The organism is Armatimonadota bacterium (genome assembly GCA_020354555.1).
Lineage (GTDB): Bacteria > Armatimonadota > Hebobacteria.
On record CP070648.1, the window covers coordinates 2,210,233 to 2,233,859 of the forward strand.

At 67.0% G+C, this 23,627-nt stretch carries 22 protein-coding genes; 18 read left to right on the plus strand and 4 right to left on the minus strand.

Annotated features, from left to right (window positions below):
- The 9 genes from JSV65_09040 to JSV65_09080 all read left to right on the plus strand — a co-directional run.
- The coding region (locus JSV65_09040) for a hypothetical protein (protein UCH36480.1) at nucleotides 1-284 on the plus strand (284 nt) is incomplete at its 5' end.
- A 387-nt stretch (nucleotides 285-671) separates the two neighbouring features.
- Nucleotides 672-1,607 (plus strand): GNAT family N-acetyltransferase, encoded by a 936-nt coding sequence (locus JSV65_09045; GenBank protein UCH36481.1) that lies wholly within the window; start codon nucleotides 672-674, stop codon nucleotides 1,605-1,607.
- A gap of 10 nt (nucleotides 1,608-1,617) precedes the next feature.
- A complete protein-coding gene (locus tag JSV65_09050; GenBank protein UCH36482.1) occupies nucleotides 1,618-2,460 on the plus strand; it encodes a GNAT family N-acetyltransferase in 843 nt (280 codons plus the stop codon).
- A gap of 212 nt (nucleotides 2,461-2,672) precedes the next feature.
- Entirely contained in the window at nucleotides 2,673-3,881 is a 1,209-nt protein-coding gene (locus tag JSV65_09055) for a radical SAM protein (protein UCH36483.1), read from the plus strand.
- A complete protein-coding gene (locus JSV65_09060) occupies nucleotides 3,878-4,687 on the plus strand; it encodes a methyltransferase domain-containing protein (GenBank protein ID UCH36484.1) in 810 nt (269 codons plus the stop codon). Before JSV65_09055 ends, JSV65_09060 begins: the two co-directional genes overlap by 4 nt.
- On the plus strand, nucleotides 4,674-5,741 hold the full coding sequence (locus JSV65_09065; GenBank protein ID UCH36485.1) for a DUF4037 domain-containing protein: 1,068 nt from the start codon (nucleotides 4,674-4,676) through the stop codon (nucleotides 5,739-5,741). Before JSV65_09060 ends, JSV65_09065 begins: the two co-directional genes overlap by 14 nt.
- A 181-nt stretch (nucleotides 5,742-5,922) precedes the next feature.
- The gene (locus tag JSV65_09070; GenBank protein UCH36486.1) at nucleotides 5,923-7,956 is read left to right on the plus strand and encodes a chloride channel protein; all 2,034 of its coding nucleotides are present in this window, start codon (nucleotides 5,923-5,925) and stop codon (nucleotides 7,954-7,956) included.
- Nucleotides 7,957-7,963: 7 nt separating this feature from the next.
- Nucleotides 7,964-9,247, plus strand: coding sequence for an ABC transporter ATP-binding protein (locus JSV65_09075; GenBank protein UCH36487.1), 1,284 nt, complete (start codon nucleotides 7,964-7,966; stop codon nucleotides 9,245-9,247).
- An 86-nt stretch (nucleotides 9,248-9,333) separates the two neighbouring features.
- The gene (locus JSV65_09080; protein ID UCH36488.1) at nucleotides 9,334-9,999 is read left to right on the plus strand and encodes a hypothetical protein; all 666 of its coding nucleotides are present in this window, start codon (nucleotides 9,334-9,336) and stop codon (nucleotides 9,997-9,999) included.
- A gap of 228 nt (nucleotides 10,000-10,227) precedes the next feature.
- Here JSV65_09080 and JSV65_09085 read toward each other — a convergent pair whose 3' ends face one another.
- The 3 genes from JSV65_09085 to lepB all read right to left on the minus strand — a co-directional run bounded on the left by JSV65_09085 (nucleotide 10,228) and on the right by lepB (nucleotide 12,617).
- Complete coding sequence (locus tag JSV65_09085) at nucleotides 10,228-11,043, minus strand: hypothetical protein (GenBank protein UCH36489.1); 816 nt, start codon at nucleotides 11,041-11,043, stop codon at nucleotides 10,228-10,230.
- A 52-nt stretch (nucleotides 11,044-11,095) separates the two neighbouring features.
- Complete coding sequence (locus JSV65_09090) at nucleotides 11,096-11,701, minus strand: hypothetical protein (protein ID UCH36490.1); 606 nt, start codon at nucleotides 11,699-11,701, stop codon at nucleotides 11,096-11,098.
- 391 nt (nucleotides 11,702-12,092) lie between these two features.
- Nucleotides 12,093-12,617, minus strand: coding sequence for a signal peptidase I (gene lepB, locus JSV65_09095; protein ID UCH36491.1), 525 nt, complete (start codon nucleotides 12,615-12,617; stop codon nucleotides 12,093-12,095).
- 265 nt (nucleotides 12,618-12,882) lie between these two features.
- Between lepB and JSV65_09100 the strand changes: the two genes are divergently transcribed.
- Nucleotides 12,883-13,632: a hypothetical protein gene (locus JSV65_09100; GenBank protein ID UCH36492.1), complete on the plus strand. Its 750-nt coding sequence runs from the start codon at nucleotides 12,883-12,885 to the stop codon at nucleotides 13,630-13,632.
- Nucleotides 13,633-13,694: 62 nt separating this feature from the next.
- Here the strand turns inward: JSV65_09100 and JSV65_09105 are convergent, their stop codons facing one another.
- Complete coding sequence (locus tag JSV65_09105) at nucleotides 13,695-14,816, minus strand: hypothetical protein (protein ID UCH36493.1); 1,122 nt, start codon at nucleotides 14,814-14,816, stop codon at nucleotides 13,695-13,697.
- A gap of 341 nt (nucleotides 14,817-15,157) precedes the next feature.
- Here JSV65_09105 and gap point away from each other — a divergent pair, with 341 nt between their 5' ends.
- From gap to JSV65_09145, 8 genes are all read left to right on the plus strand, one after another.
- Entirely contained in the window at nucleotides 15,158-16,168 is a 1,011-nt protein-coding gene (gene gap, locus JSV65_09110; GenBank protein ID UCH36494.1) for a type I glyceraldehyde-3-phosphate dehydrogenase, read from the plus strand.
- A gap of 195 nt (nucleotides 16,169-16,363) precedes the next feature.
- Nucleotides 16,364-17,545: a phosphoglycerate kinase gene (locus JSV65_09115; GenBank protein ID UCH36495.1), complete on the plus strand. Its 1,182-nt coding sequence runs from the start codon at nucleotides 16,364-16,366 to the stop codon at nucleotides 17,543-17,545.
- Nucleotides 17,546-17,785: 240 nt separating this feature from the next.
- Nucleotides 17,786-18,595 carry a triose-phosphate isomerase gene (locus tag JSV65_09120; GenBank protein ID UCH36733.1) on the plus strand — a complete coding sequence of 270 codons (810 nt, stop codon included), beginning with the start codon at nucleotides 17,786-17,788 and terminating at the stop codon, nucleotides 18,593-18,595.
- Between the two features lie 11 nt (nucleotides 18,596-18,606).
- The gene (moaC, locus tag JSV65_09125) at nucleotides 18,607-19,083 is read left to right on the plus strand and encodes a cyclic pyranopterin monophosphate synthase MoaC (protein UCH36496.1); all 477 of its coding nucleotides are present in this window, start codon (nucleotides 18,607-18,609) and stop codon (nucleotides 19,081-19,083) included.
- Nucleotides 19,062-19,544, plus strand: a complete 483-nt coding sequence (locus tag JSV65_09130) for an MOSC domain-containing protein (protein UCH36497.1) — start codon at nucleotides 19,062-19,064, stop codon at nucleotides 19,542-19,544. The genes moaC and JSV65_09130 overlap by 22 nt, the downstream gene beginning before the upstream one ends.
- Nucleotides 19,534-20,052 carry a MogA/MoaB family molybdenum cofactor biosynthesis protein gene (locus tag JSV65_09135; GenBank protein UCH36498.1) on the plus strand — a complete coding sequence of 173 codons (519 nt, stop codon included), beginning with the start codon at nucleotides 19,534-19,536 and terminating at the stop codon, nucleotides 20,050-20,052. The genes JSV65_09130 and JSV65_09135 overlap by 11 nt, the downstream gene beginning before the upstream one ends.
- A gap of 30 nt (nucleotides 20,053-20,082) precedes the next feature.
- Entirely contained in the window at nucleotides 20,083-20,574 is a 492-nt protein-coding gene (locus JSV65_09140) for a hypothetical protein (GenBank protein ID UCH36499.1), read from the plus strand.
- 31 nt (nucleotides 20,575-20,605) lie between these two features.
- Nucleotides 20,606-23,596, plus strand: a complete 2,991-nt coding sequence (locus JSV65_09145; protein UCH36500.1) for a hypothetical protein — start codon at nucleotides 20,606-20,608, stop codon at nucleotides 23,594-23,596.
- Nucleotides 23,597-23,627: the final 31 nt, after the last annotated feature.

Below are 23,627 nucleotides of genomic sequence, written 5' to 3' on the forward strand. Positions count from 1 at the left end.
ACAGCTTCGCGCCGCCGGAACTCAAGTACTTCCGGATCAACGACAACGCGGAGCGCACCGCGAGTCGCGAGGTGACGCTGAGCATCGGCGCGAGCGGCGCGGCGCAGATACGGTTCAAGAACCGCCCCGACGATCCGTGGAGCGCGTGGCAGCCGTACGCGACCCGCGCCCAGTGGCTGCTGGCGTTGGGCGCGGACGGCGAGCGCGCGGTCTATGCCCAGTGCCGCGACTACCTCGGCTGCCTGTCACAGGTGCAGGCGGATACGATCATTCTGGAGCGGTAGGGGCTGGAAGGCACCCGCACCGCGTTTCATTGCCGCATGACGGAAGAGCGACGAGCACGCTGCAACGCGGCGGTCATGGTTGACAAATCGCCGAGGATTGCCTACCATTTCCCCGGCTGACCAGCGACAAAACGATAACGACATGGCAGCCCAGGCGGCTCCGCCTGGCTTAGCAGGATAACGCGAACTCAGCCCGTGACGCGCCTGCTTCACGCCACCCGAAGTGCTCGGGGGGTGCGGCTACGCCGCGCTCCTGGGGGATCCCGATGTGTCGGGACACGGGTGGTGCGAGGCAGGCGCGTTTTCTTTTGGCGTCTGAAAGCGCATCAACGCAGACTCGTGGAGGTGACCCGCGAAGCCGCGTGCTGAGTTGAGAAGGTACGACCGATGGAGATACTGCAATTCGAGCCGGAGATGGCAGCGGGTGTCGCGCGATGCTACAGCGACCTCGTCGCGGGCGTGCCGCACTGCGCGCCGGTCAGCGCAGAGGCATTTGCCGCACTGGAGCCCCTCGCAGGTCCGCGTGCCCACAGCGATGAGATGCTGGTGGCGCGCGGCGCGAACAGCGAGGTGGCCGGCTTCGTTCACCTCGCAGTCGCCGCGCCGCCGACGGAGGACGGGCACCCAAAGGATGAGCCGGGGTTGATTCGCTTCCTGTCATACCGCCCCGGCCAGCGGGCGGTCGGTCAGGCGCTACTCGATGCGGCGGAGAGCTGGGTGCGCGAGCGCGAAAGGCCGAGCATCCTCGCGTGGTGCAACGATTACATGTATCCGTTCTACCATCTGCCGTTCGCGCATCTCTCGGAGCGCATCAGCCACGTGCACGCGCTGTTCGGGCTGCGCGAATACACCGTTCACTGGAGCGAGCTGCTATTCGAGTGGCGCGACTTTACGCCGCCGGCGGCGGTGCGGCCCGATCTGGATTTCGAGTTGAGGATCGAGCCCTTGGAGAACATCACGATCGGCCACAAGGTCATGGCCACCGGCCTCGCGGTGCGGGCGCTGCGCGGGACGCAGGAGGTCGGTGTATGCGGCATGGCACGTGCAGGCGAGGACTTCCCGCGCACCAATGCCTCGGACTGGTGCTTCTGCTACGAACTCCACGTCGAGGAATCGCTGCGCGGCCACGGCCTCGGCAAGTTCCTGCTCGCGACGGGGCTTGGGGAAATGAAGAGCCTGGGCTGCCCTCACGCTGCCATCAGCACCGACTGGGACAACTACCGCGCGGCGCTGTTCTACGCCAACGTAGGCTATCGGCTGATCGATCGGACGTTCAGCTTTCGCAAGGAGATGAGCGGCGGTGGCGGCGCCGCCCAGGATTAGCGGCACGCGCATGAAAGCACGAGCAGACGAGGATCCATGCGGGGAAGAGCGCCTGCTGGCGCGGCTGCGGGAGTCGCCGCTCGATTACCGCTCTGCGCTGGGCGTGCTCGACCCGGAGCATCTGGAATGGCGCGATGAGGGCAAGCCAGAGCATGACTTGACCTTCGTCGCCGACGTGCCGCTGCTCATGGTGTGGACGGACGGCGTTTGCCACGTTCTAGCGGAGCCGGACGAGGCCGCAGCGCGCGCCGTCGCGGAGTTCGTCTCACGCCTGAGCCTCAACGAGCTGTGCGTGCTCGGTGATGCCGCGTTCAGGGTCTTCAGGCCGCTTATTGCCAACGGTCGGTGGCGGTGGTCGCGGGAGTATGGCGTGACGGCGGAGGAGTTTCGACCGCGCACGTCCGACTGCGTCAGGAGGCTTGAGCCGGATGACCGAAGTAGACTCGAACGGGCGTGCCAGAGAGTCGCGGTGCTGCGCAAGTCACAGAGCACGAAGCGGGATTTCGATCTGATGGCGCGCGGATTCCCGGTGGTGTGTTATGGCGCCTTCGCGGGTGAGGAGCTTGTGGGCTTTTGCTCGTCCAATCCGATCTATCGCGGGGTCACGGAGATCAGTTGGCTCGCGGTGTCAGCAAGGCACCGCCGTCAGGGGCTGGCGTCGGGCCTGCTCACCGCGCAGGCGCAGCAGGCTTTCGCGCGGGGCGATGCCGCGGGTTACTATGCAGGCTCAGCGGGAGACCACCTGCACGCGATGCTATTGAAGCTGGGGTTCCGTGAGTTGCTGGCTCATTACCGTTTCATCCCGGAAGGCGCTCGCGACCAGTGGCGCGCGGACTGGGGCAAGCCGGTGTAGCCCCGATTATTCATGACGGGCGCAAGCTCCGGGCACACTGCCCGCCGCGATTGCGCCAGCGGTTCACCCGCTTCCGGCGGGCGCACAAGCGTCATGAATCATCTGCGGGCGAGGACTGTGGCGCGCGCATCAACGATGCCGCCGACCCGCGACAGCCAGGAACAAGGCAAGGTAGGCGCAATGGCACGGCGGTGAAGAGGGATGGGATTCGAATGCCTGCGGTTCCGAGAGACCAAGTCGGCGTTGCGCTCGACGTGTTCGGCTGCCCGAACCGGTGCTGGCACTGCTATCTCGGCGTGCCGCCAGTCGCGCGCAAGCCGCTGACCGAGGAGGATCTACGCGCGGTCGTCGGGCAAGTTCGCGCCTTCAAACGCCCGGGGGAGCATGAGCCGCTGTGGCGGAAGCTGCGCGTGTCAACCTGGGTGCGCGAGCCCGATTACTCGGACGACTACAAGCGGCTGTACGATCTGGAGAACGAACTCGGCGACGTGCCGTCGCCGCGGGCGGAGTGGGAACTGCTCAGCGTCTGGCGGCTGGCGCGCGACCCGGAGTACGCGGAATGGGCGCACAGCATCGGCGTGCGCGTCTGCCAGATATCGTTCTTCGGACTGGACAAGGTCACCGACTGGGCATACCGCAGGCGCGGCGCGTTCCAGGACGCTATCGTGGCAACCGAGCGACTGCTTGCCGCCGGCATCCGCCCGCGCTGGCAGTGGTTCCTCACGAAGCGCATTATTCCCGATCTGCCCGGGCTGATCAAACTGACCCGTGAGCTGCGGCTGCGTGAGAGATGCGAGGCGCTGGGCGGGCCGTTCACGCTGTTACTGCATTGCCCATCGCCGGACGGTGAAGCGTGGAATCTGGAGCACCTGCGGCCGACGGTTGAGGATGTGACGCACGTCACCGCGCTGCTGCGCGAGCGCGGCGAACTTGAGATTCTGCGGCCGCTGGGTGAACCCGAGGGCCGCTTGGTGCGTCAACTGATGAGCAACCATCACCCGGCACTCACGTCCGTGGCCGACGTGGTCCCCGGCGGCTTGTGGCTATTCGTCCTGCCCGGGTCCGACGTGTACTCCAATCTCCTCGGCGAGCTGAGCCCGGCCTGGCGGCTCGGAAATCTCAGACGTGACGGACCGGCCGCGATCGTTGACGCACTCCAGAACGAGCGACCGCCGGGCCTACAGGCGATGTTCCGCGTGCCGGTGTCGGACCTCGCACGTCGCTTCGGCCGGCCCTACGGCCGCCGTGTCTACACGGCGGATGACTTGAAGGAGCGCTGGGCGCGGATGTGGGCGAACGCAGCTTACTCGGCCGAGCCGGGCGGGATGTCACCCCAAGCGCAGCGAGGTTTGCCGGCCTGCGGCGGGAATCTCGGCTCGGGCGAAACATGCCGGCAGCATGTGGAAGGGCAGGAACCATGACCGACCGAGTCAACATGCGCCAGGCCTGGAACCGGATCTCACCGGGTTACCAGGAGGACTACCAGATTCCGACCGACTTCGTGCACTATGGGCCGCACTGCCCGAACGAGGATCAGCTTCAATTGATCGGCGACGTGCGCGGCAAGCACGTGCTCGAGATCGGCTGCGGCGGCGGCCAGTGCGCCGTCGCTTTCGCCAAGCGCGGCGCAATCGCAACCGGCGTTGACATTGCCGACACGCAGATACGATTCGCGCGTGAACTCGCGCGGCGCGAGGGCGTCGAGGTCACTTTCATCCGTCGCGGCATCGAGGACTTGACGCCGATAGCGGACGCGAGCCAGGAGGTGGTCTTCTCCGCATATGCCGTCAACTACGTCCGGCGCATTGACCGCTGCTTCGGCGAGGTCGCGCGTGTGCTGCGCCCGGGCGGGCTGTTGGTGTTCAGCGGGTGCCATCCATTCTGGCTATGCCTCGCCGAAGCGAGGATGGCCGTGGTGACGAGCTACCACGAGCGGACGCCCGATGAATGGGACTGGGAGCGACGCGGCAAGCGGCTCAATGCGGTAGTCAGGGAATACCGGCGCACGATCGGCGACTGGCACCGGCTGCTGCGCGAGGCGGGGCTGGAGGTGCTCGACATCATCGAGCCGGAGCCGGTGGAATCCGGCAGCGGCCAGGATTGGGGCGGCCACTATTCGCCGAAGCGCCAGCGCATGGTGCCCGCGACGATCATCTGGAAAGCAAGAAGGCCTTTCACGACTCGAGGCGCGCTTCGGCGACAGGAGTCAGACGATGAAAGGCCTTGATTTGTCTCGCCGCTACTTCAATGGACTGGGGATGCCTGCATTGCAGCGGCTCTTCCCGGAGTGGGTAGATCGCGTCGCCTGCGGACTCATCGGCGGAGGCTCGGACGTCTGCGGCTACGACGACGGGGTCTCGCGCGACCACAATTGGGGGCCGCGGTTCTGGGTCGTCCTGCGCCCGGAGGATTACGCCAACATCGGCGAGCGCATGCAGGAGGTGCTGCTCGCCGGACTTCCGGAGCAATTCGAGGGGCACCGCATTCGCGGATTCCCTCCCGGCGCGGGGGAGCGTCACGTCAGGGTGTGGGACCTACGCGCGCTGTGCGAATCCATGCTCGGCTATCCGGAGGTTCCCGACGACGACCTCTCGTGGCTGGGGGTACCGGAGCAGAAGCTGTTCGAGATCCACGCGGGAGAGGTGTGGCACGATCCGCAGCGCCTGCTCGTCGGACTGCGCGAGCACACCGCGTACTTCCCCGAGATGGTGTGGCGCAAGCGCATGGCGTTTCTGTGGGAAGGTCTATTCTTCGCCGACAACTTCGTGCGCTGCGCCCTTCGCGGCGAGCGGGTCGCGGAGCAGATGTACCTGGCGTGGGCGCTCCACTGCATCATGCGCACAGCGTTCTTGCTCAACCGGCGCTACGCGCCCTACCGCAAGTGGCTGCATCGCGCGTTTCGGGAATTGCCCCTCCTGGCGGATGAACTCGACCCGCGGCTGGCGCGCATGATGGACGGCCCTTCGCCGCAGGAGAAAGCCGATGCGTTCCGCGGGGCGCTCGAAATCCTCGGCAGGGCGACCAATGACCTGGGCATCATCGCGCGTCAGGCGTTCGAGAGTGACGAGTCCTTCGGCGTCGCGTTCAACTTCTATGGTTTCGCGACCGCCATCCAGGGGACGATCACCGGCCCTCTCGCCAAGCTCTCATACGCCGAGGGCGCGCCCGACCAGTGGGCATTTGACCTCGGCACGGCCAGGCCGCTGCGGTACCCCGACATCGTGCGCGCGCTGTTTCCCGACGCCTGTCGGAGAGACACGAGCGATCCCTCAGCGCAGTGAGCGCGTGCCTGGCGCAGTTCGGCCGCGTGGGGTAAGCGGATGGCGTGCCCGCCCTGCCGCTGATTTGATTGTTCGCTGATTCTGTTGTATGCTCTTGATATCGTGGGTCGTGCACCCGCGCACCCCGGCGTCCGCACCACACTCCCAGTGCGAGCGCGCCATGAGTTGTCCAAGGCATGTGATGGATTCCAGTACCGCCAGACTAGGCCGCGAACCGGTGCGCCTGCGGGCGCTGCGGTTCTTCCATGAGTCGAACACCACGGGTCCGATTCTACTCGCACTGGTGGTGGGCCTCGGCGCCGGCCTCGGCGCGGTAGCGTTCCGTTGGCTGATTACGTCAATCAACCGGCTGTTCTTCAGCGGCCTGGGCGGCACGCTGTTTCCCGTCCTGGGGCGGTTCAACGTCGTGGTGATCCCCGCGGCGGGCGGAGTGATCGTCGGGCTGCTGACATATTACCTGGCGCGAGAGGCCAAGGGCCACGGCGTGCCGGAGGTGATGGCGGCGGTGAGCCTGCGCGGTGGGCGCATCCGGCCGCGGGTTTCGGTGATCAAAGCGCTGGCATCCTCGGTGTGTATCGGCTCCGGCGGATCGGCGGGACGCGAGGGGCCGATCGTGCAGATCGGCTCGGCCCTCGGCTCGACCCTCGCCCAGGTGCTGTCGCTCGCCGCGTCGCGGACGCGCCTTTTGGTGGCGTGCGGCGCCGCGGGAGGGATATCCGCTACCTTCAATGCGCCCATCGCCGGGGTCATCTTCGCGCTCGAAGTCATCCTGCGCGAATTCACGGCGCGCTACTTCGGGTTGGTCGTGCTTTCATCAGTCGCCGCGGCGGCGGTGTCACAGAGCATCCTCGGCGATTACCCCGCCTTCCGCAGTCCGCAGTATTCGCTGGTCAGCGTATGGGAACTGCCGTTGTACTTCGCGCTCGGCATGGTAGCAGCGGCGGTCGCCCTCCTGTTCGTGCGCGGCCTGTACGGCATAGAGGACATCGCCGACCGGTGGAAGTTCCCGGAGTACCTGAAACCGGCGGTCGGCGGCTTGCTCGTTGGCCTCATCGGCGTATGGTATCCCCAAGTGTTTGGCGTCGGATACGAGACGATTGATGCTGCGCTCATCCACAAGCTGACGCTGGGCACCGCGCTGGCGCTGGTGGCATTGAAGCTGCTCGCCACGTCGCTCACGATCGGCTCGGGCGGATCGGGGGGCGTGTTCGCGCCGTCGCTGTTCCTCGGCGCGATGACCGGCAGCGCCTTCGGCGAGATCGTTCACCGGTGGTTGCCGGACATCACAGCCCAGTCCGGAGCATATGCCCTGGTCGGCATGGCAGCGGTTTTTGCCGGCGCCGCGCACGCGCCCATCACCTCAGTGCTGATCCTCTTCGAGATGACCCGGGACTACCACATCATCTTGCCGCTGATGATCGCCGTCGTGGTGAGCACGCTGCTCTCGGAGGCCTTGAGCCGGGAATCCATCTACACCATCAAGCTCGTGCGCCGCGGCATAGACATCAGCGGCCGCGCGACCGGCAATCCGCTGGAGCGCATACCCGTGTCCGAGGCCATGACCCCCGATGTCGCCACCATCCCTGATTCGGCGACCGTGGAGGAGTTGATCTCCCGCATCGAGAGCACGGGCGAGCACGGCCTGCCGGTGGTGGACGACCGAGGCCGCCTCACCGGAATCGTGAGTGTGTCCGACATCACCGATGCCGGCCCCGACGCCGGCGACCGCGTCGGCGACATCGCGACCCTGGCGCCCGCAACCGTTCACCCCGACGACCCGCTCAGCGAAGCCGCCAAGCGGTTCGCGTCCCTCGACGTCGCCCAGCTTCCCGTCGTTGATCGCCTGCGACCCGACCGGCTCGTCGGCATGCTGCGTCGGCGCGACATTATCAGGACCTACGGCCAGGCAACTGCGGACCAGTCGGCCCTGCGCCAGCGCGTCGAGCAGATGAAGGTTGCTTCGCCCGGCGCGCGCTTCGTGCACCTGCGACTGGCGGAGAAATCGCCAGGCGTCGGCAAGCACCTCGCAGAACTTGACCTCCCGGGGGAGTCCGTCATCGTGTCGGTCGAGCGCGGGGGGCGGATTCTGTTCCCGCACGGCGATACCGACCTGCGGCCCGGAGATCGCGTGGTCGCCTTCACTAGTGCCGGGGCGGAGAAGGCGGTGCGCGCGGCGCTTGCCGGCGAACCGAGTGCAAGTCGCGCGCGGGAGTAAACGAGCCATGCGCCTGGAATTGCGAGAAGTCAGCGCGGCGTATAACGGCGAGCCGGTGATTGCCGACATCTCGCTGGGCGTGTCCGACGGCGAGTTCGTCGGCCTCGTTGGACCCAACGGCTCCGGCAAATCAACCGTCGTTCGCGTGATGAGCCGCGTGCTGCGGCCGCAATCGGGAGAGGCGCTGCTCGACGGCGGCGACATCTTCCGCATGCCGAGCGCGCAGGTCGCGCGCCACATCGCCGTCGTGCCACAGGATTCGAGCTACTACTTTGATTACTCAGTGACCGAGATCGTGCTCATGGGGCGGTCGCCGCACATGGGGCGATTCGCGCTGGAGGGCGCGCAGGACTACGCGGCCGCGGAGCGGGCGATGCAGCTTACCGGGATCGCCCACCTTGCCCAGCGCCCGGTCACCGCGACCTCCGGCGGGGAGCGGCAGCGAGTCGCGATCGCGCGCGCGTTGGCGGCGGATCCGCAGTTACTCATCCTCGACGAGCCGACTGCGCACCTCGACATCAACCATCAGATCGAGGTGCTCGACCTCGTGCGCGCGTTGAATCGCGAGCAGCGAGTGGCGGTCGTCGTCGTCATGCACGACCTCAATCTGGCCGCGCAGTACTGCGGGCGGATGCTCCTGCTGCACCAGGGGCGGCCGCTCGCCGAAGGGCCGCCGCAGACGGTCATCACGGCGCAGCACGTGCGCCACGCGTACGGGACTGAAGTCGCCGTGAAGAGCCACCCCGTCACCGGGCGGCCGTACTTCACGCTGCTCTCGCGCCTGCCGATTACCGCGCGGCGCGAGGGCTTGGCGGTGCACGTCATCTGCGGGGCGGGGACAGGCACCGAGCTGATGGAGCGGCTGATCGCGACGGGCTGCCGCGTCTCGGCGGGCGTGCTGAACGTTGAGGATTCGGACCAACAGACGGCGGAGCGGCTCGCGCTGCCGCGCGCAGAAGAGGCGCCGTTCAGTCCCATTTCCGACGACGCCCAGCGCGAGAACGCGCGACTGATCGAAGTCGCGCGGGCGGTGGTCGTGACGCCGATCCCCGTCGGGGCCGGCAACCTGGCGAATCTCGAAGCGGCGCTCGCCGCGGCGCGGGCGGACAAGCGGGTTATCATCGTCAACTCGCCGCCGATTGAGGAGCGTGACTTCGCGCAAGGACGCGCCGCGGACCTCCAGCGCGAGATCGAAGCGGCCGGCGCTGAGGTCGTCCGAGGCATCGAAGACGCGGTCCGGCTGGTGGCGCGGGAAGCAGACGCCCCCGCTTCCGGCGGAGGCGGCACGTGAAGGCGTGCTGGCGGCTGTTGGACACGGGCACCGCTGCGGGCGACTGGAACATGGCGCTCGACCGGGCGCTACTGTAGGGGGGCGCTGTGGAGAGCGCGCGGCCGATTCTGTGGTTTTATTCCTGGGCGACGCCGACGCTGTCGTTCGGCCGCCTCCAGCACCCCGCGGAGGAACTGCTGCGGCGGTGCCGCGAGGCGGAGGTCCCCGCAGTGCGGCGACCCACCGGCGGCAAGGCAATCTTGCATCACCGCGAGGTCACGTTCAGCATCATTGCGAGCGCAGCCGGCTTCGGCTCAGTGATAGATTCGTACCGCATATTCGCGCGCGCTATCGCTGCCGGCCTCGCGAGACTCGGCGTCGAGGCAACGCTGTGCGAGCCGCATAGCCCCGCACGCGACGCGACCTTGCTCTGCTTTGCTGCGGCGGCGGAGTGCGACCTCGAGGTGGACGGGAAGAAGCTCGTCGGCAGCGCCCAGGCGCGCCGCGGAGGCGCGCTCTTGCAGCAGAATTCCCTGCCGCTGGCTCTGTCGCACGAACTGAAGGGGCACCTGTTCGGCGAAGAGGCGGCCGAGGAGGCGCGCATCGCGACCGACCTGACCGCAGCGCTGAGCCGCGAGCCGTCCTTCGGCGAAGTCCGGGACGCCATCGTCGCCGGCTTCGAGCAAGAGCTGGGGGCGGTCTTCGAGTCGTCCCTTCCGAGCCCAGAGGAATCCCAGACTGCGGAGAGTACACGACAGGCGGTGGCGATGTGACCGCTCACGTCGCAGGTACTGCACTACCCGCCCACATGTCCGTTACGCGCCGAGCTCGATGACGGCCTGCGCCAGCTTTCGCCGTCGCCGGCAATGCGACGCCACGGTGAAGCAGTCTCCTCGGCATCCATGCCCCACGGGCTGTCGCGCCTTGTGGGCAATGGCTGGCACGGGCGAGTCGGGTGGCAGCCCGGACCGAGATGATCACCAGAGGCGATCTGCGGCGGGCTACTTCTGGAGATGCTCTTTGCTGCGGGTGTAAGCGAGGGGTGCGTCGGCGCGGCGCCCGGCCATCAGATCGGCGGCGAGGGCGGCGTCCTCGCGCAGCTCTTCGGGTGACAGCACGCCGATGGCCACGGTGTCAATGGGCTTGACGCGATCGTAGACGAAGGTCAAGCCCGGCGCCGGGGTCAGGCGGCCGGCGGCGAGCGGCTTGATGATGATCAGCGGCTTGGGGCATTGGTTGATGAGATGCGCCTGCCACTCGACTTCGACCGGGCAGAGGAACCCGAGGACGTTGAAGGGCAGGATGAACGTCTCGACATCGTAGCCGCGCTCGACGGCGATGGGCAGCACCTCGGGCCGATGCGTGGAGACGCCGGGAACCATCCCCGCCTGGCGGATGTAGTCGAGCACCTCGGCGAGCCCGGCTACTTCGCGTTCGCCGAGGTGCAGGTGCGCCTCGATCCATGAGGTGTGGGGGAGGCAAATCTCGGCCCCGAGGCGTGCGGTTCGGTCGGTGTCCGCCTTGAGGTCCTTGAGGTCGCTGCCGGCCGGTGTGCACGCCCAGTAGATGTGGTGGCCGGTTTCATCCTCGAGTCGTCGGCGCAGATCGGCGAAACGCTGCTGTGTGCCGCTGACGAACAGGTTGACGCCGAGTTCGGCCGCGACCTGCAGCACCTCGTAGATGCGCTCATCGGTGAAATAGCGCTTGAGCCATGTGTCCTGGGCGGGCGACTTGTGGGAGAACCCGAAGAACGGGTTGCTGCCGAGCGTCAGCCGCGAGACTTCGATGCCGCCGATGGTCGTCGTCGCAAAAGCCACGGCCACTCCTCACGATTCGAGATGAGCCGACTGTGCCCGCCGCCGGGGCCGATCATCCCCGCATGCGATAGGCGTAGAGCTTGCGGCCGCCGTCGCTGAGGGAATAGCCCAACCCCGGGTCGGCGCGGACGATGCCGAGTTCGACCAGCACCCTCATCTTGCGGCGCACCATGTCCTGGTCGGTGTCGAGCGCCTGGGCCAGCTCGCCCGGACGCATCCAGCGCTTCTTAGTCAGCGCGGCGATAAAGAAGCGCGTCCACTCGCCCTCGTAGGACTGTACGTCTATGTGCGCGAGGCTGCGGTCGAGGCGCCGCAGGTCTTCCTCCCCAAGCTGGCCGACTCGCACGCGCTCGGCGTCATCTCCGAGATACTGGAGGCGGATGCGATAGGTGCTGTCGCGCTCGAAGTTGGCCTTCGGATTGCGGTCGGTGTACCGGCGCTGCCAGTCCGCGAGCGATTCCGCGCCGGCAGCGCGCGCATCGTCTTCCGTCACGTCGGCCAAGGTGACCCGAGACACGTCCTCGATGAATATGTCGCCGAGGCCGCTCACGTGATAACGCTTGCCGGAGTTGACTCGCGGGCCGTTCCAGTTGCGGAAGGCGACGGTCACGCGTCCGTCTTTGATGCCTTCGTGAAGGGCTTTATCGAACAGGAGCACTGCGGCAACACTCCCTTTGAATCTTGTGCCGCCCCGTCGGTGGCTCCCGAACGGAGCGGCTCGCTATTCTATATATTCCGCGCTACGGTATGCGTTCATTCAACAATTTTGCAGTTTCGCGTCGCGGCACGCGCCAAACCCCGAGGCCGACAGCCCGCGCAGTGGCCGTATTTCCGGCAACGAGCCCGACGGCCGGCACAGGTGGAATCGGGCGGTGCGGCAGGGTCGCGGTACCTGCGCGGGGAGCGGCCCCATTCATGGAGAGGGCCGAAGCTTCGCGAAGCTTCGGCCCGTTTCCGTTGTGCGAACCGCAGTTACCCTAATCGGCTGTCCCTGTCGTTTGCGGACAACCGCGGTTCATATTCCATATGGTCTACGATTCGTGAGATTCCTATTCGCCCGCCGGCAAGACGCGACCGATGATATCGCTGCGCGGCACGGAGCCGGAGTGGACCTCGCCGGCGGACGCCGCACTGCGGTCATCGGGCATGACGAAGTAGTGGGCGCGCGACACGCGCTGTGCCGCGAAGGACGGCGGAAGCTCCCCGTGTGCGTAGGACTCGGCAGTGGCGTCGCCGTCAATGACGAGCGCGCCGTCCTGCGCCGCCACCGACTCGCCGGGCAAAGCAACTACGCGCGAGATGACATACCCAGGCCGGGCACGCTCGGCGGCGATCGCCACGACATCTCCGCGCCGCGGCGGGGATATTCGATAGCTCAGCTTATCGAGCCACGCCGGGGCGCCGGGGCTGAGCGCCGGGGACATATACGTCACATCCTCGGGCACGATGATACGGTCAACGAGGAACGCGCGCGCCGCGAGCGCCATCGCACCGACGACGACGACCAGAATCAGGAGCGGCCGCAGGCAGCCGCGGCGCTTGCGTGGTGTTGTCGGCTGCGCAGACTCGGACATCGCGTCACCTCACGTCCCGTCGCGTGCAATGATACCACCGCGAGCGGCGCCGTTTCAACGTCGCTCCGGGAGCTGCGGCAGGAAATGCCGCCGCAGCCGTGGTCATCCGTGGACGGGAGAAGCCGCCTGCGAAACGCTCCAGGCCGGCAGGTGACGCGCCGCCCGCGTGGAAAGGACTCATGCCGGCGGCCCGAAGCGTGACGGCTGGCGGGCCGGCGCAAGCCAGGCAGCGCCAGTGTGCCGCGGGCCGCCTGGGAGGAGTGCGATGAGGGCATATCTCGTCTGCGCTTTGCTGCTGCTCTCTGCCGCTTCGCTGATTCCCATGTCAGGCTGCGGAAGTTCCGACGACATCCAGGCGATTCTCCCCGGCGATTTCCGCATCCTCGCGCCGGGGCGGTCGTGGACCTACGACGGAACGTATTGGGCGCGCGAAATCACACGGGCTACCGCTGAGTATTCGGGGTCTTTCATCCTCACCCGCGCGTGCACTGAGGTGGATTACGCGGGGCAGCCGGCTTTACGGGTCGCGACGACGGTCAGCGACGTTACCGGCGATCGGCCCGCGATGGCGCAAGACCTCGCGGGAACGGACTACTTCGTCCTCCAGTCGCCGGGGTATTACGCGCAAGCGCATCAGACGCCGGGGGGATCGCTGGAGGTGTACAACCCGCCGCGACTGTGGATGCCGGTGCCGCTGACCCGGGGGCAGACCTGGACGTGGGTCGAGAATTGGTTCGGCACTGACACGACGGCAACGTGTACCGTGACCGGGGTCGAAACCGAGGACGTCCCCGCAGGCACCTTCGACGCCGCCCAACTGTCGGCCGGAGCCCAGGCATCCGGCGTGGGCAACTGGCTGCAGTATACGTGGGTGCGGGCAGTCGCGCCCGACATCGGCGTCGTGCGCGAAACGAAGACCTCGTCTCAGACCCTGGCCACCGGCGAGCAAATCTGGGCCGAGATCAACCTCGACTTGCACAACTACTCCGATACCTACGGCCCGCCGACGCCGTGACGCACGAGGGGCAAGGGTGAGCCGCCGGAGTTTCGGGGCTGCCCGCTCTTGCGCCTTAGGCCTCACTCCTCCTCGCCGATGAACCCGTAGTAGCGCCCCATCCAGTAGGCGCGCAGGAATGCGTGCGGCGAGCCTTCGGTTTCGCCCTCGACCCCCGGAGCGTCCTCGCGATAGCGCGGCTTGATGACCCGCTTCTGTCGGCGCACCTCGTACTCGCGAAACCAACCCATCGTCCCCGGGTGAATCTCCGCATCCGGCTGCAGAACCTTGTGTGCGAACTGGAAGAACGGATTCGGGTCATCCCGCAACGCGCTCCAATACCGTGCGACGCTCTCCTGGTACAGGCCGCGGAGCGCGCGATCGTCTTCGTACTGCGCCAGGTGGAACAGCGCGGTCATGCCCAGGTTATCGTCCCACGGCGGTGTCGAGCCGTGCGGCAGAACCTTCGCCACCACCGCGCGGTCAGCGTATCCGAAGTCCCTGATGAGCCGCCGGTACTCACGCTCGAACCGCTCGTCGCCAGTGATATGGTGCGCACACTTGAGGTGGTTGAGCGCCTGCAGCGCGTTGAGGTCTTCCTCGAGAATGGCCGGGCTGAAGTTCCCCCACAGGGTCATGCGCCCGTCAATGTCCACGATGCGGAAATCGTTCTCGATCCACTGCGAGACGACGGCGCTGACGTCCTCGGCGGCCTCGCGTTTGGCGCGCTCGTCGGCGACGAGATCGAAATAGCACGCCCAACCGAAGGTACGGCCGTTCATGGAATCGGAACTTGGGTCGCCGAGCCAGCGGTAGTCTCCGGCCTGGTGCCATTCGCGGGGGAAGAAGTAGCACGCTTCATCCCAGGTCGGCTCGGCGGCGGTCTTGAATCCGCGCGCGAAGAAGCCCGTGGTGCCGGTTATGGTCTGCAGCTTGCGCAGTGCTGAAGCGGATTCCCGCGCGCGCCGCAGGGCCTGCTCGTCCTTCGTGACGGCGTAACGGAACGACTCCGCGCCCAGGTAATGGCCGGTGGAGATGCAGACGTCCTCGAAGTTGCCGGTGAGGTAGTCCTCGCGTCCGGCGGGCGGCAGCACGACATGATTCAGGACGAGACCTTCGAAGAGGTGGCGCTCGCCCTGGAACCGCTCCAATCGCACGGCCTTGTCGAGCAGCGACTCGCGCGCGGTGTCCGATTTCCGTGGCATCGACCGATACCTCCCGTAGATCGCGGATATCGTTTGATTCCAGGCTGTGTGCGCGCTTCCTCCATGCCGCACCGGAGCGCAATCTCGCCGGGCGGGGCCTACGCCAGGACTCGGCGCGCGAGCGGCGGCGCTCTTGACACATCCCCTGGGCGACCTTTAGAATGACCACGCTTGTGCGGACGCGGCCGCGCTTGGGTCAGACAGGCTACGCGCCGACGCGCAGTGTGCCTTTGTGGCGTCGCGCGACAGGACGTCTCGCCGATGCGCGAGAAGAGTTCCCGTGGCGGTACGGGCGGCAACGCCGCATTTCAGCGAACTCTCACCACCCAGGAGGAACACGCATGGCTGTCAGAATCGGCATCAACGGATTTGGGCGCATCGGCCGTCAGGTCTTGAAGGCTTTGCTGGAGAAGTATCCGGCCCACGAAGTGGTCGCCATCAACGACATTACCGACGCCGAGACCAACGCCCACCTCTTCAAATACGACAGCAACTACGGGATCTTCCCCGGCGCCGTCGAGGCGAAAGGGGACGGTCTGGCGATCAACGGCAAGCAGATCAAGGTCCTGTCGGAGAAAGACCCCGCCAAGCTGCCGTGGAAGAGCCTGGGGGTGCAGTTGGTGCTGGAATGCACCGGCGTCTTCACCGACGTGGACAAGGCCCGGGCGCACGTCTCGGGCGGCGGCGCCCAGAAGGTCGTCATCAGCGCCCCGGCCAAGGGCGACTGCCCGACCATCGTGCTCGGCGTCAACGAGGACACGTACGACCCCGCCAAGGCCGACGTCATTTCCAACGCGTCCTGCACCACAAACTGCCTGGCCCCGGTGTGTAAGGTGCTCAACGACAGCTTCGGCATCGAAGTCGGGGTCATGACCACGATTCACTCCTACACCAACGACCAACGCATCCTCGACCTGCCGCACAAGGACCTGCGTCGGGCGCGCGCGGCGGCCCTCAACATTATCCCGACCAGCACCGGCGCAGCCAAGGCGATCTACCTCGCCATACCCGAATTGAAGGGCAAGCTCAACGGCATCGCTCTTCGCGTGCCCACCCCCACGGTCTCCCTCGTCGACCTGGTCGTGACCCTGGGCAAGGACGCGTCCGCCGAGGACATTAACGCCGCCTTCAAGAAGGCCGCCGACGGCCCGATGAAGGGCATCCTCGAGTACTCCGAGGAGGAACTTGTCTCGATGGACCTCAAGGGCAACGAGCACTCCTCCATCGTGGACGCCGGGCAGACCATGGTGCTGGCCGGGCGCACAGCGAAGGTACTGGCGTGGTACGACAACGAATGGGCGTACTCCGTGCGACTCGCCGACTTGGCCGATTTCATGGCGAAGAAGATATAGGCAGTGCCCCGTTGTGGAGCCGCGGCCTTCCTGCCGCGGCTCCAAACACGTATTAACTCTGGAATGAAGGACGGGCTTGCCAAGCCGGCCGCCTCGCCTAGCGGGCTTTGCTGCGCCCGCCGCCGAACGACGGCGGGGACGGCGTCCTTCGCCCCACGGGTCGGCGTCGCGCGACGGCGCCCGGGAGAGGCAGCGATGAAGAAGACGATTGAGGATATCAACCCCAACGGCAAGCGCGTGCTGGTGCGCGTGGACTTCAACGTTCCGCTTGACGAGCAGGGCCAGATCACTGACGAGACGCGCATTGTGGCGTCGCTGCCGACGATACGGTATCTCGTCGGACGGGGCGCCCGCGTCATCCTGGTGTCCCATCTCGGGCGGCCCAAGGGGGTGGACGAGAAGCTGCGTATGGACGTGGTGGCCAAGGCGCTCCAGCAGCATCTCGGCCAGCCGGTGAAGAAGGTGGATGACTGCATCGGCACCAAAGTCGAGCGGGCCGCGCAGGATCTGCGGCCCGGCGAGGTGTTGCTCCTGGAGAACGTGCGGTTTCACGCCGAGGAAGAGAAGAACGACCCCGACTTCGCCGAGGCGCTCGCCGACCTCGCCGATATCTACGTCAACGACGCCTTCGGCACCGCCCACCGCGCCCACGCGTCCACCGCGGGCGTCGCCGACCACGTCCGCCCCGCCGTCGCCGGGCTGCTGATGAGCCGCGAGATCGAGGTCATGGGCGAGGCGCTCGCCAACCCCAAGCGGCCGTTCGTCGCAATCCTCGGCGGCGCCAAGGTCGAGGATAAAATCGGAGTCATAGATAACCTCATCACCAGAGTTGACGCCCTGCTGTTGGGCGGCGGCATGGCCTACACGTTCTTCAAGGCCCAGGGCTACGAGATCGGCAAGTCCCTGCTCGACGCCAAGCATGTTGACATGGCCGGGGAACTGATGGCCAAGGCCGACAAGGCCGGCATCCGCTGGGAGCTGCCAACCGACATCCTGGTCGCCACCGAGATTAGCGATGACGCCGAGCGGGAGCTGGTCGGGGCGGATGCCATTCCGGCGGATTGGATGGGCCTCGACATCGGCCCCGCAACGCGGGAGAGCTACGAGAATGCCATAGCCAAGGCCGCGACCGTCGTGTGGAACGGGCCGATGGGCGTGTTCGAGCGCGCGGCGTTTGCGGAAGGCACGCGCGCCATCGCCAAGGCCATGGCGGAATCGAATGCGATAACCATCGTCGGCGGCGGAGACACCGCCGCGGCGGTGGAGCAGATGGGCTTTGCCGAGGGCATGACGCACATCTCGACCGGCGGCGGAGCATCCCTGGAATTCCTCGAGGGCAAGGAACTCCCGGGCGTGACGGTGTTGGACGACAAGTGAGGGGCCCGGGAATCCACGACGCAATGCCGGGGGCTCTGTCACCTTGAGCGCGGCGACGAGTCTTCCGCGCGATCGTGCTCGCGGTGTGCAGGTGAGATCCTTCGCATAACGGCGCCGCGTGATGCGGCTGCGCCGCATTCCGGAGCGGCGCCGCGCAACTCGGAATAACACGGTCCGGGCTGTACGATGCGACGGAGGAACGGACCGCGAGGACTGCTTGTCTGCCGTACGGAGGTAATGATGCGGGTTCCGCTCGTAGCGGGTAACTGGAAGATGTTCAAGACGCAGCAGGAGGCGACTCAATTCGCCGCCGATTTCGTGTCGCTGATCGAAGATGTCCACGGCGTCGAGGTAGCGCTGTGCCCGCCCTTCACGGCGTTGGCAGCGGCGACCGAGGCGCTGCGCGGCTGTGACGTCGGCCTCGGAGGGCAGGACTGCTTCTGGGAGGAAGAGGGCGCCTTCACAGGGCAGGTCGCGCCGCACATGCTGGTGGAGGTCGGGTGTGAGTACGTCATCATCGGCCACTCGGAGCGCCGCGGGCGCTTCGGGACGACGCCGGAGGATTGGGCGCCGGAGGTGTTGGCGCTGTTCGGTGACAGCGACCAGACGGTCAATCGTAAGGTCAAGGCGGCGCTGGCGGCCGGGCTGACGCCGATCATCTGCATGGGCGAGACGGCCGACGAGCGTGACCGCGGCGAAACCGATTCGGTGGTGCGCGGGCAGTTGCAGGCCGCGCTCGACGGAGTGAGTGCCGAGCAAGTGGCCGGGCTGGTAATCGCCTATGAGCCGGTGTGGGCCATCGGCACCGGGCGCACCTGTGATGCCGCCGAGGCGAACCGGGTCAGCAAGCTCATTCGCGACGCCGTGCGCGCGGAGTTCGGCGACGCCGCGGCCGAGGGCATACGCATCCAGTACGGCGGCAGCGTCAAGCCCGGCAATGCGGCGGAGATCCTGGGCCAGCCGGAGATTGACGGCGCGCTGGTCGGGGGCGCCAGCCTCAAGCCCACCGACTTCGCCGCCATCGTCGCTGCGGGCGTCGGCAAGAGGTAGGACGACCGATAATGGCGGAACGTGCAGACGAGCGGATGCCCGTGCGCATGGTGGACGTCGGCAGCAAGCCGACGACGCAACGGGAGGCCACGGCTCGCGTCGAGTTGCGCATGCGGCCCGACACGCTGGTCGCCATTGATCGCAGCGACATGCCCAAGGGGGACGTCATCGCGGCGGCCAACATCGCCGGCGTGACGGCGGCGAAGCGGACGTGGGATCTCATTCCCCTGTGCCATCAGATTCCGTTGTCCTCGGTTGACCTGCGATTCGAGACTCGCGGGCGCCTCGGCCGCATGATTATCACGGCCACGGCGCGCACCAACGCGCCGACCGGCGCCGAGATGGAGGCGATGGTCGCGGCGGCGATGGCCGCGTTAACGGTATATGACATGTGCAAGGGCAGTGACCCAGGCATACAGATCACGAACCTCACACTGGTACAGAAGACCGGAGGGAAGAGCGGCTCGTGGGTGCGGCCGGAAGAGTAGAAGCGGTGTGCATCGGCGAGCGCACGGGCGAACCCAAGCGCGCCGCGCCGCGCATCATCCTCGTCGCCGCTCACGGGGTCGAGGGTGACGCTCACGCAGGCAGCGCGCGCCAGGTGAGCCTGCTCGCCACCGAGAGTCTCGACAAGCTGCGGGCGAAAGGGCTTGAGGTCGGCCCAGGTGACCTGGCGGAGAATATCACGACCAGCGGCATCGGACTGTGCGTCCTGCCGGTCGGTACCGTGCTGCGGATCGGCGATGCGCTGCTCGAGGTAACGCAGATCGGCAAGGAGTGCCATGCGCCGTGCGCCATCGCCCGCCAGGCCGGCGAGTGCGTCATGCCCACCGAGGGCATCTTCGCGCGAGTGAAAGTTGGGGGCGTAGTGCGAGCGGGGGACGCGATCGCGGTCAGTCACCCGCGCATCTTTCCTGCCGCTGCGGCACAATCACGAAATGAAGATTAGGGCGGCGATCCTGACGGCCAGTGACCGCTGCGCGCGCAGCGAGGCGCGTGACGAGAGCGGGCAGGCACTCTACGTGACAATGCGCGCCCGCGGCGCGGAGGTGGTCGCGTACGAGGTCGTGCCGGATGACGTCGAGCGCATCGCGAGTAAGCTGCGCGAGATGGCCGACATGGGTGCCCAGGTCATCCTGACCACTGGGGGAACGGGCATCGCGGAGACCGACGTGACCCCCGAGGCCACGCGGCAAGTGATCGAGCGGGAGGTGCCGGGCCTCGCGGAGGCGATGCGAGCCGCGAGCCTCGAAGCGACCGCTCATGCGATGCTCTCGCGCGCGGTCGCGGGCATACGCGGCAAGGCCCTGATCATTAATCTTCCGGGAAGTCCGCAAGGAGCGCGGGAATGCCTCGAAGTCGTGCTTCCGGCGCTCGATCACGCGGTGGAACTGCTCGCCGGGCCGGTGAGCGATGATTCGCATCGTCGGCCGCGCGATCAGCGGACCGACGCATAACGGGAACCGGGCTTCGGAAAGGATCGGTACATGGCTCAGAGGAAAAGCGCGGGGAAAGGCTCCAGCAGCCGGCGGCGCACCACGCCCGCCATCGGCGACGAGGTCCGTGTCCCCGCGGAGACGCGCAACGAGTTCGTCCGTTACGAGCACGCCCCGGGAACGGAGGGGGGGCGCGAGCCGATTGACGGCGTGATCGCTTCGATCCGCGAGATTTCCTCGGGCCAGTTGCTCAAGGTCGCTGCCGGAGACGCCCACCGTTACGTCTTCGACCTCGTGCGCAACGATACGTTCGACCCTCGCGTTTCGTCCAAGCGCAATTCGCAAGGGGTTATCGCCGGACGCGTCCGCGACAGCGCGATCTTCCGAGAACTGCAGCAAGCCCTCCGTCAACACGCAGGCAAGGCACCGACGACCGCCGCCATTGACATGCTCGCCCAGCCCCCGTTCTCCGACTTGCTCGACGGATGGCGCCTCATCCGTGTCCATGCCGCGCGCGTGGAGGTCAAGGAAGCCACAGACTAACGCCGAGCGCGCTGTGAGCCGACGGACGACCGTGAAACCTCGACACAAGGCGCCGCGCCAGGTCCAATACATCCTGCTCGCCACCCTCGGCTCGTTGCTCGTTTGCCCGGGGGCCTTCGCTGAGGCCGCCGACGTATCGCTGTCCAATCGCTACCTGTCCGCCGAAGTGACCGGGGCCACCGTCACCTCGCTGCGTGTTGACCCCCACGGGCGAGGACGGTACGGCGCGAATCTCGTGCGCGCCGTGTACGCCGGGGATGTCCCCGCGCCCGAGTCCGTGCGCTGGGAACGGCCCACCGAGCACACGCTGTCCGCGGACGCGGCGCCGTTCTATGTGCGGCGAGATGAATACGTCCAATCTCGCCGCGACCGCGCCGATCGCCTCAACGCGGGGCGCACGTTGGGCCAAAGCTTCAGCGTCGCCGAAGCCGGCCTCGCCGAAGTCGGCGCGTGTTTCCCAACGTGGTACCAGGTCGGGCCGAGCATGACTCTGACGCTGCGCCGCGGGGGCCCCGGCGGGGAGGCCGTGGCGTCGCGGCGGTTCTACGGCGTTCATGACAACTCATGGCAACGGCTGATCTTCCCGCCGCAGCCAGCCGGCGCGTACTACCTCGAGATAACGCTGCCGGCCGGCACTATCGGCTGGTGGACGAGCGATGAGGATGTATATCCGGGCGGCACGGCTTATGCCGACGGCGAGCCGGTGGCGGGGTGCGATCGCGCCTTCAGTTTCTCACGCTTCGACGTCGCGCGCGGGCGGCTGGAGATCACGCTGGCGGGGCGCAGGCTGGCCATCAACGCCGAGGTCGCGGGCGCGCAGCCCAGGTTCTACATGGTGACGCCGTGGCAGCTCACGGGATATGATACGTCCGAGCCCGCGACGTGCCCGTTCTCGGCCTTCATCAGCGATCGCGGCCAGTATGTCCCCGCCGCGCAGCTTAAGCGTCGTGCGACGATGGACTTCGCCATGCTTGCCCGCCACTGGATCCGGGCACGCGGCAACGGTGATTTCGACCTGCTGTTCTCGCCCTTCGCCGGCTCCCTGGTGTGGACGATGGAGAACGACGCGATGACGCTGGCGCTCGGGCCGCAGTTCGCCGTCGAGGTGCAGCCGGCCGGCGGAGTGCCTGATTTCTACCCCGAGTTCTTCTCCTCGGATCCGCGCCTGGGCGAGCGGCTCAACCCCTTCCTCTATGAGCGCGCGTTCAGTTGGCCCCTCGATCCGGGACTTCCGGATTGGATGGAATGGGTCGGAACGATCCGCGACTGGATCGCCCTGCCCGGCTACCTGGAACGCGAGCGGGCGCATCTCCTGACGTACAAGATGGACGACGACGGTTACGTCTACACCTGGGGCGAGCGCCAGGAGTGGCCTTTCCCGGACAACGAGAAGTACGATGCGCGCCACTTCACGACGAACGCGATGTTCGTTCTCGGCTGCTGGCGCTACTACTGCTGGACCGGTGACGTGGAGTTCGTGCGCGAGAACCTGGCGCGGCTGCGCGCGGCGATGCGCTTCCAGCTCGCGGACCTGCGCGGCGGTGACGGCCTGCTCATCATGACCAGCCCCGACCACGACGGCACCTCCAAGGGCCTGCACAGCAATTATTGGGACGACATTCCCTTCGGCTATAAGTCGGCGTACGAGAACATCTACTTCTACGCTTCGCTCGAGGCGATGGCGCAGATGCTCGACGCAGCGGGCGACGCCGCGGAGGCGCGGCGCCTGCGGGCGCTGCGTGAGCGCGTCCGTCGTCGGTACAACGAGGAGTTCTGGGACGACAGCGCCGGGCGATACATCGGCTGCGTTGACCGAACGGGGCAGCGTCACGATTACGGGTTCACGTACGTCAACACGGAGGCTCTCGCCTACGGCCTCGGCTCGCGCGAGCAGGCGCGCCGCGTCTACCACTGGATGGAGACCGAGCCGACCCAGAGCGGCAAGGCGGACACGTACTCCGCCTATCGCTTCGCGCCTCGCGCCAACACCTTTGATTGCAGCGGTTGGTGGTACCTCGAGGGGAAGGCGGAGATACCCAGCCAGCCGTGGGCCAAGCATCTCGAAAACGGCGGCGCGATACTCTACACCTCTTACTACGACATACTGGCGCGCGCGCGGCTCATCAGCGCCGACAGCGCATACCAACGCTTGCTGGAGATCCTCGACCGCTATGCCGAACCGGACCGGCTGTGCGGCGGCTCGCCGCTCTACTATGGCGAGGTCAACGGGTGGGAGGTCGGTACCGATGTGCCGTTCCCGGAGAGCGGGCTGGTGCCGGCGGTGTTCCTCTACGCCTTCCTGGGCATCGAGGCGCAGGGCGACGGGCTTCATATTCGGCCGAATCTCCCCACGGCGCTGAAGTTCGCCGGCGTGCGCAACCTGCTCTACCGCGGGCTGCAACTTGACATTCGGGTCACCCGCGACGCGGTGGAGATCACCTGCCGCGATCCTGGATCTGACTTTCACCTGCGGAAACCCATCACGCGCGGCGGCGAGTACGTCTTCCGGCAACCGCCCCGCGGACGCTTTCCGCCTCGGCGCACCAGCTCGTGGGACGCCGCGTGGATCTGGACGCCGGGACAGTGGCGCGTCGAGGGCTCGACGTGCCACGCGCGCCGCGTGTTCGACATCGCCGGGCGCCCGACGCGCGCCGACATCTCGATTGCCGCCGACAACAGCTACCGGCTCTATGTCAACGGCGAGTTCGTCGGCGCGGGCGGCGGCTGGGAGACCGTGGAGCGCCGCGACATCGCGTCGCAGGTGCAACCGGGACGCAACGTCATCGCCGTCGCGTGCGCCAACGCTGATGGGCCCGGCGGACTGCTCGCGCAGGCCGCGATCGAGGTCGCCGGCCAGGAACCGGTGCGCCTGGCCACGGGGCAGGGATGGCGCGTAGCTGCCGACGCGCCCGACGGCTGGACTGAAGTCGGCTTCGACGATTCGGCGTGGCAGGCGGCTGAGGTCATCGCACGGCCGCCGGGCGGCCCGTGGGGGGAGATCGAGCCGGCATCGAGCCCGTAGGGCGGCCATCACGTGCCCGCGCGACGGCGGG

Excerpts from the sequence above, each read along its gene's own strand:
- JSV65_09045 (UCH36481.1), top strand. The coding sequence starts at position 672 with ATGGAGATACTGCAATTCGAGCCGGAGATGGCAGCGGGTGTCGCGCGA.
- JSV65_09050 (UCH36482.1), top strand. The coding sequence starts at position 1,618 with ATGAAAGCACGAGCAGACGAGGATCCATGCGGGGAAGAGCGCCTGCTG.
- JSV65_09055 (UCH36483.1), top strand. The coding sequence starts at position 2,673 with ATGCCTGCGGTTCCGAGAGACCAAGTCGGCGTTGCGCTCGACGTGTTC.
- JSV65_09060 (UCH36484.1), top strand. The coding sequence starts at position 3,878 with ATGACCGACCGAGTCAACATGCGCCAGGCCTGGAACCGGATCTCACCG.
- JSV65_09065 (UCH36485.1), top strand. The coding sequence starts at position 4,674 with ATGAAAGGCCTTGATTTGTCTCGCCGCTACTTCAATGGACTGGGGATG.
- JSV65_09070 (UCH36486.1), top strand. The coding sequence starts at position 5,923 with ATGGATTCCAGTACCGCCAGACTAGGCCGCGAACCGGTGCGCCTGCGG.
- JSV65_09075 (UCH36487.1), top strand. The coding sequence starts at position 7,964 with ATGCGCCTGGAATTGCGAGAAGTCAGCGCGGCGTATAACGGCGAGCCG.
- lepB (UCH36491.1), bottom strand. The coding sequence starts at position 12,617 with ATGTCCGAGTCTGCGCAGCCGACAACACCACGCAAGCGCCGCGGCTGC.
- JSV65_09100 (UCH36492.1), top strand. The coding sequence starts at position 12,883 with ATGAGGGCATATCTCGTCTGCGCTTTGCTGCTGCTCTCTGCCGCTTCG.
- JSV65_09105 (UCH36493.1), bottom strand. The coding sequence starts at position 14,816 with ATGCCACGGAAATCGGACACCGCGCGCGAGTCGCTGCTCGACAAGGCC.
- gap (UCH36494.1), top strand. The coding sequence starts at position 15,158 with ATGGCTGTCAGAATCGGCATCAACGGATTTGGGCGCATCGGCCGTCAG.
- JSV65_09115 (UCH36495.1), top strand. The coding sequence starts at position 16,364 with ATGAAGAAGACGATTGAGGATATCAACCCCAACGGCAAGCGCGTGCTG.
- JSV65_09120 (UCH36733.1), top strand. The coding sequence starts at position 17,786 with ATGCGGGTTCCGCTCGTAGCGGGTAACTGGAAGATGTTCAAGACGCAG.
- moaC (UCH36496.1), top strand. The coding sequence starts at position 18,607 with ATGGCGGAACGTGCAGACGAGCGGATGCCCGTGCGCATGGTGGACGTC.
- JSV65_09135 (UCH36498.1), top strand. The coding sequence starts at position 19,534 with ATGAAGATTAGGGCGGCGATCCTGACGGCCAGTGACCGCTGCGCGCGC.
- JSV65_09140 (UCH36499.1), top strand. The coding sequence starts at position 20,083 with ATGGCTCAGAGGAAAAGCGCGGGGAAAGGCTCCAGCAGCCGGCGGCGC.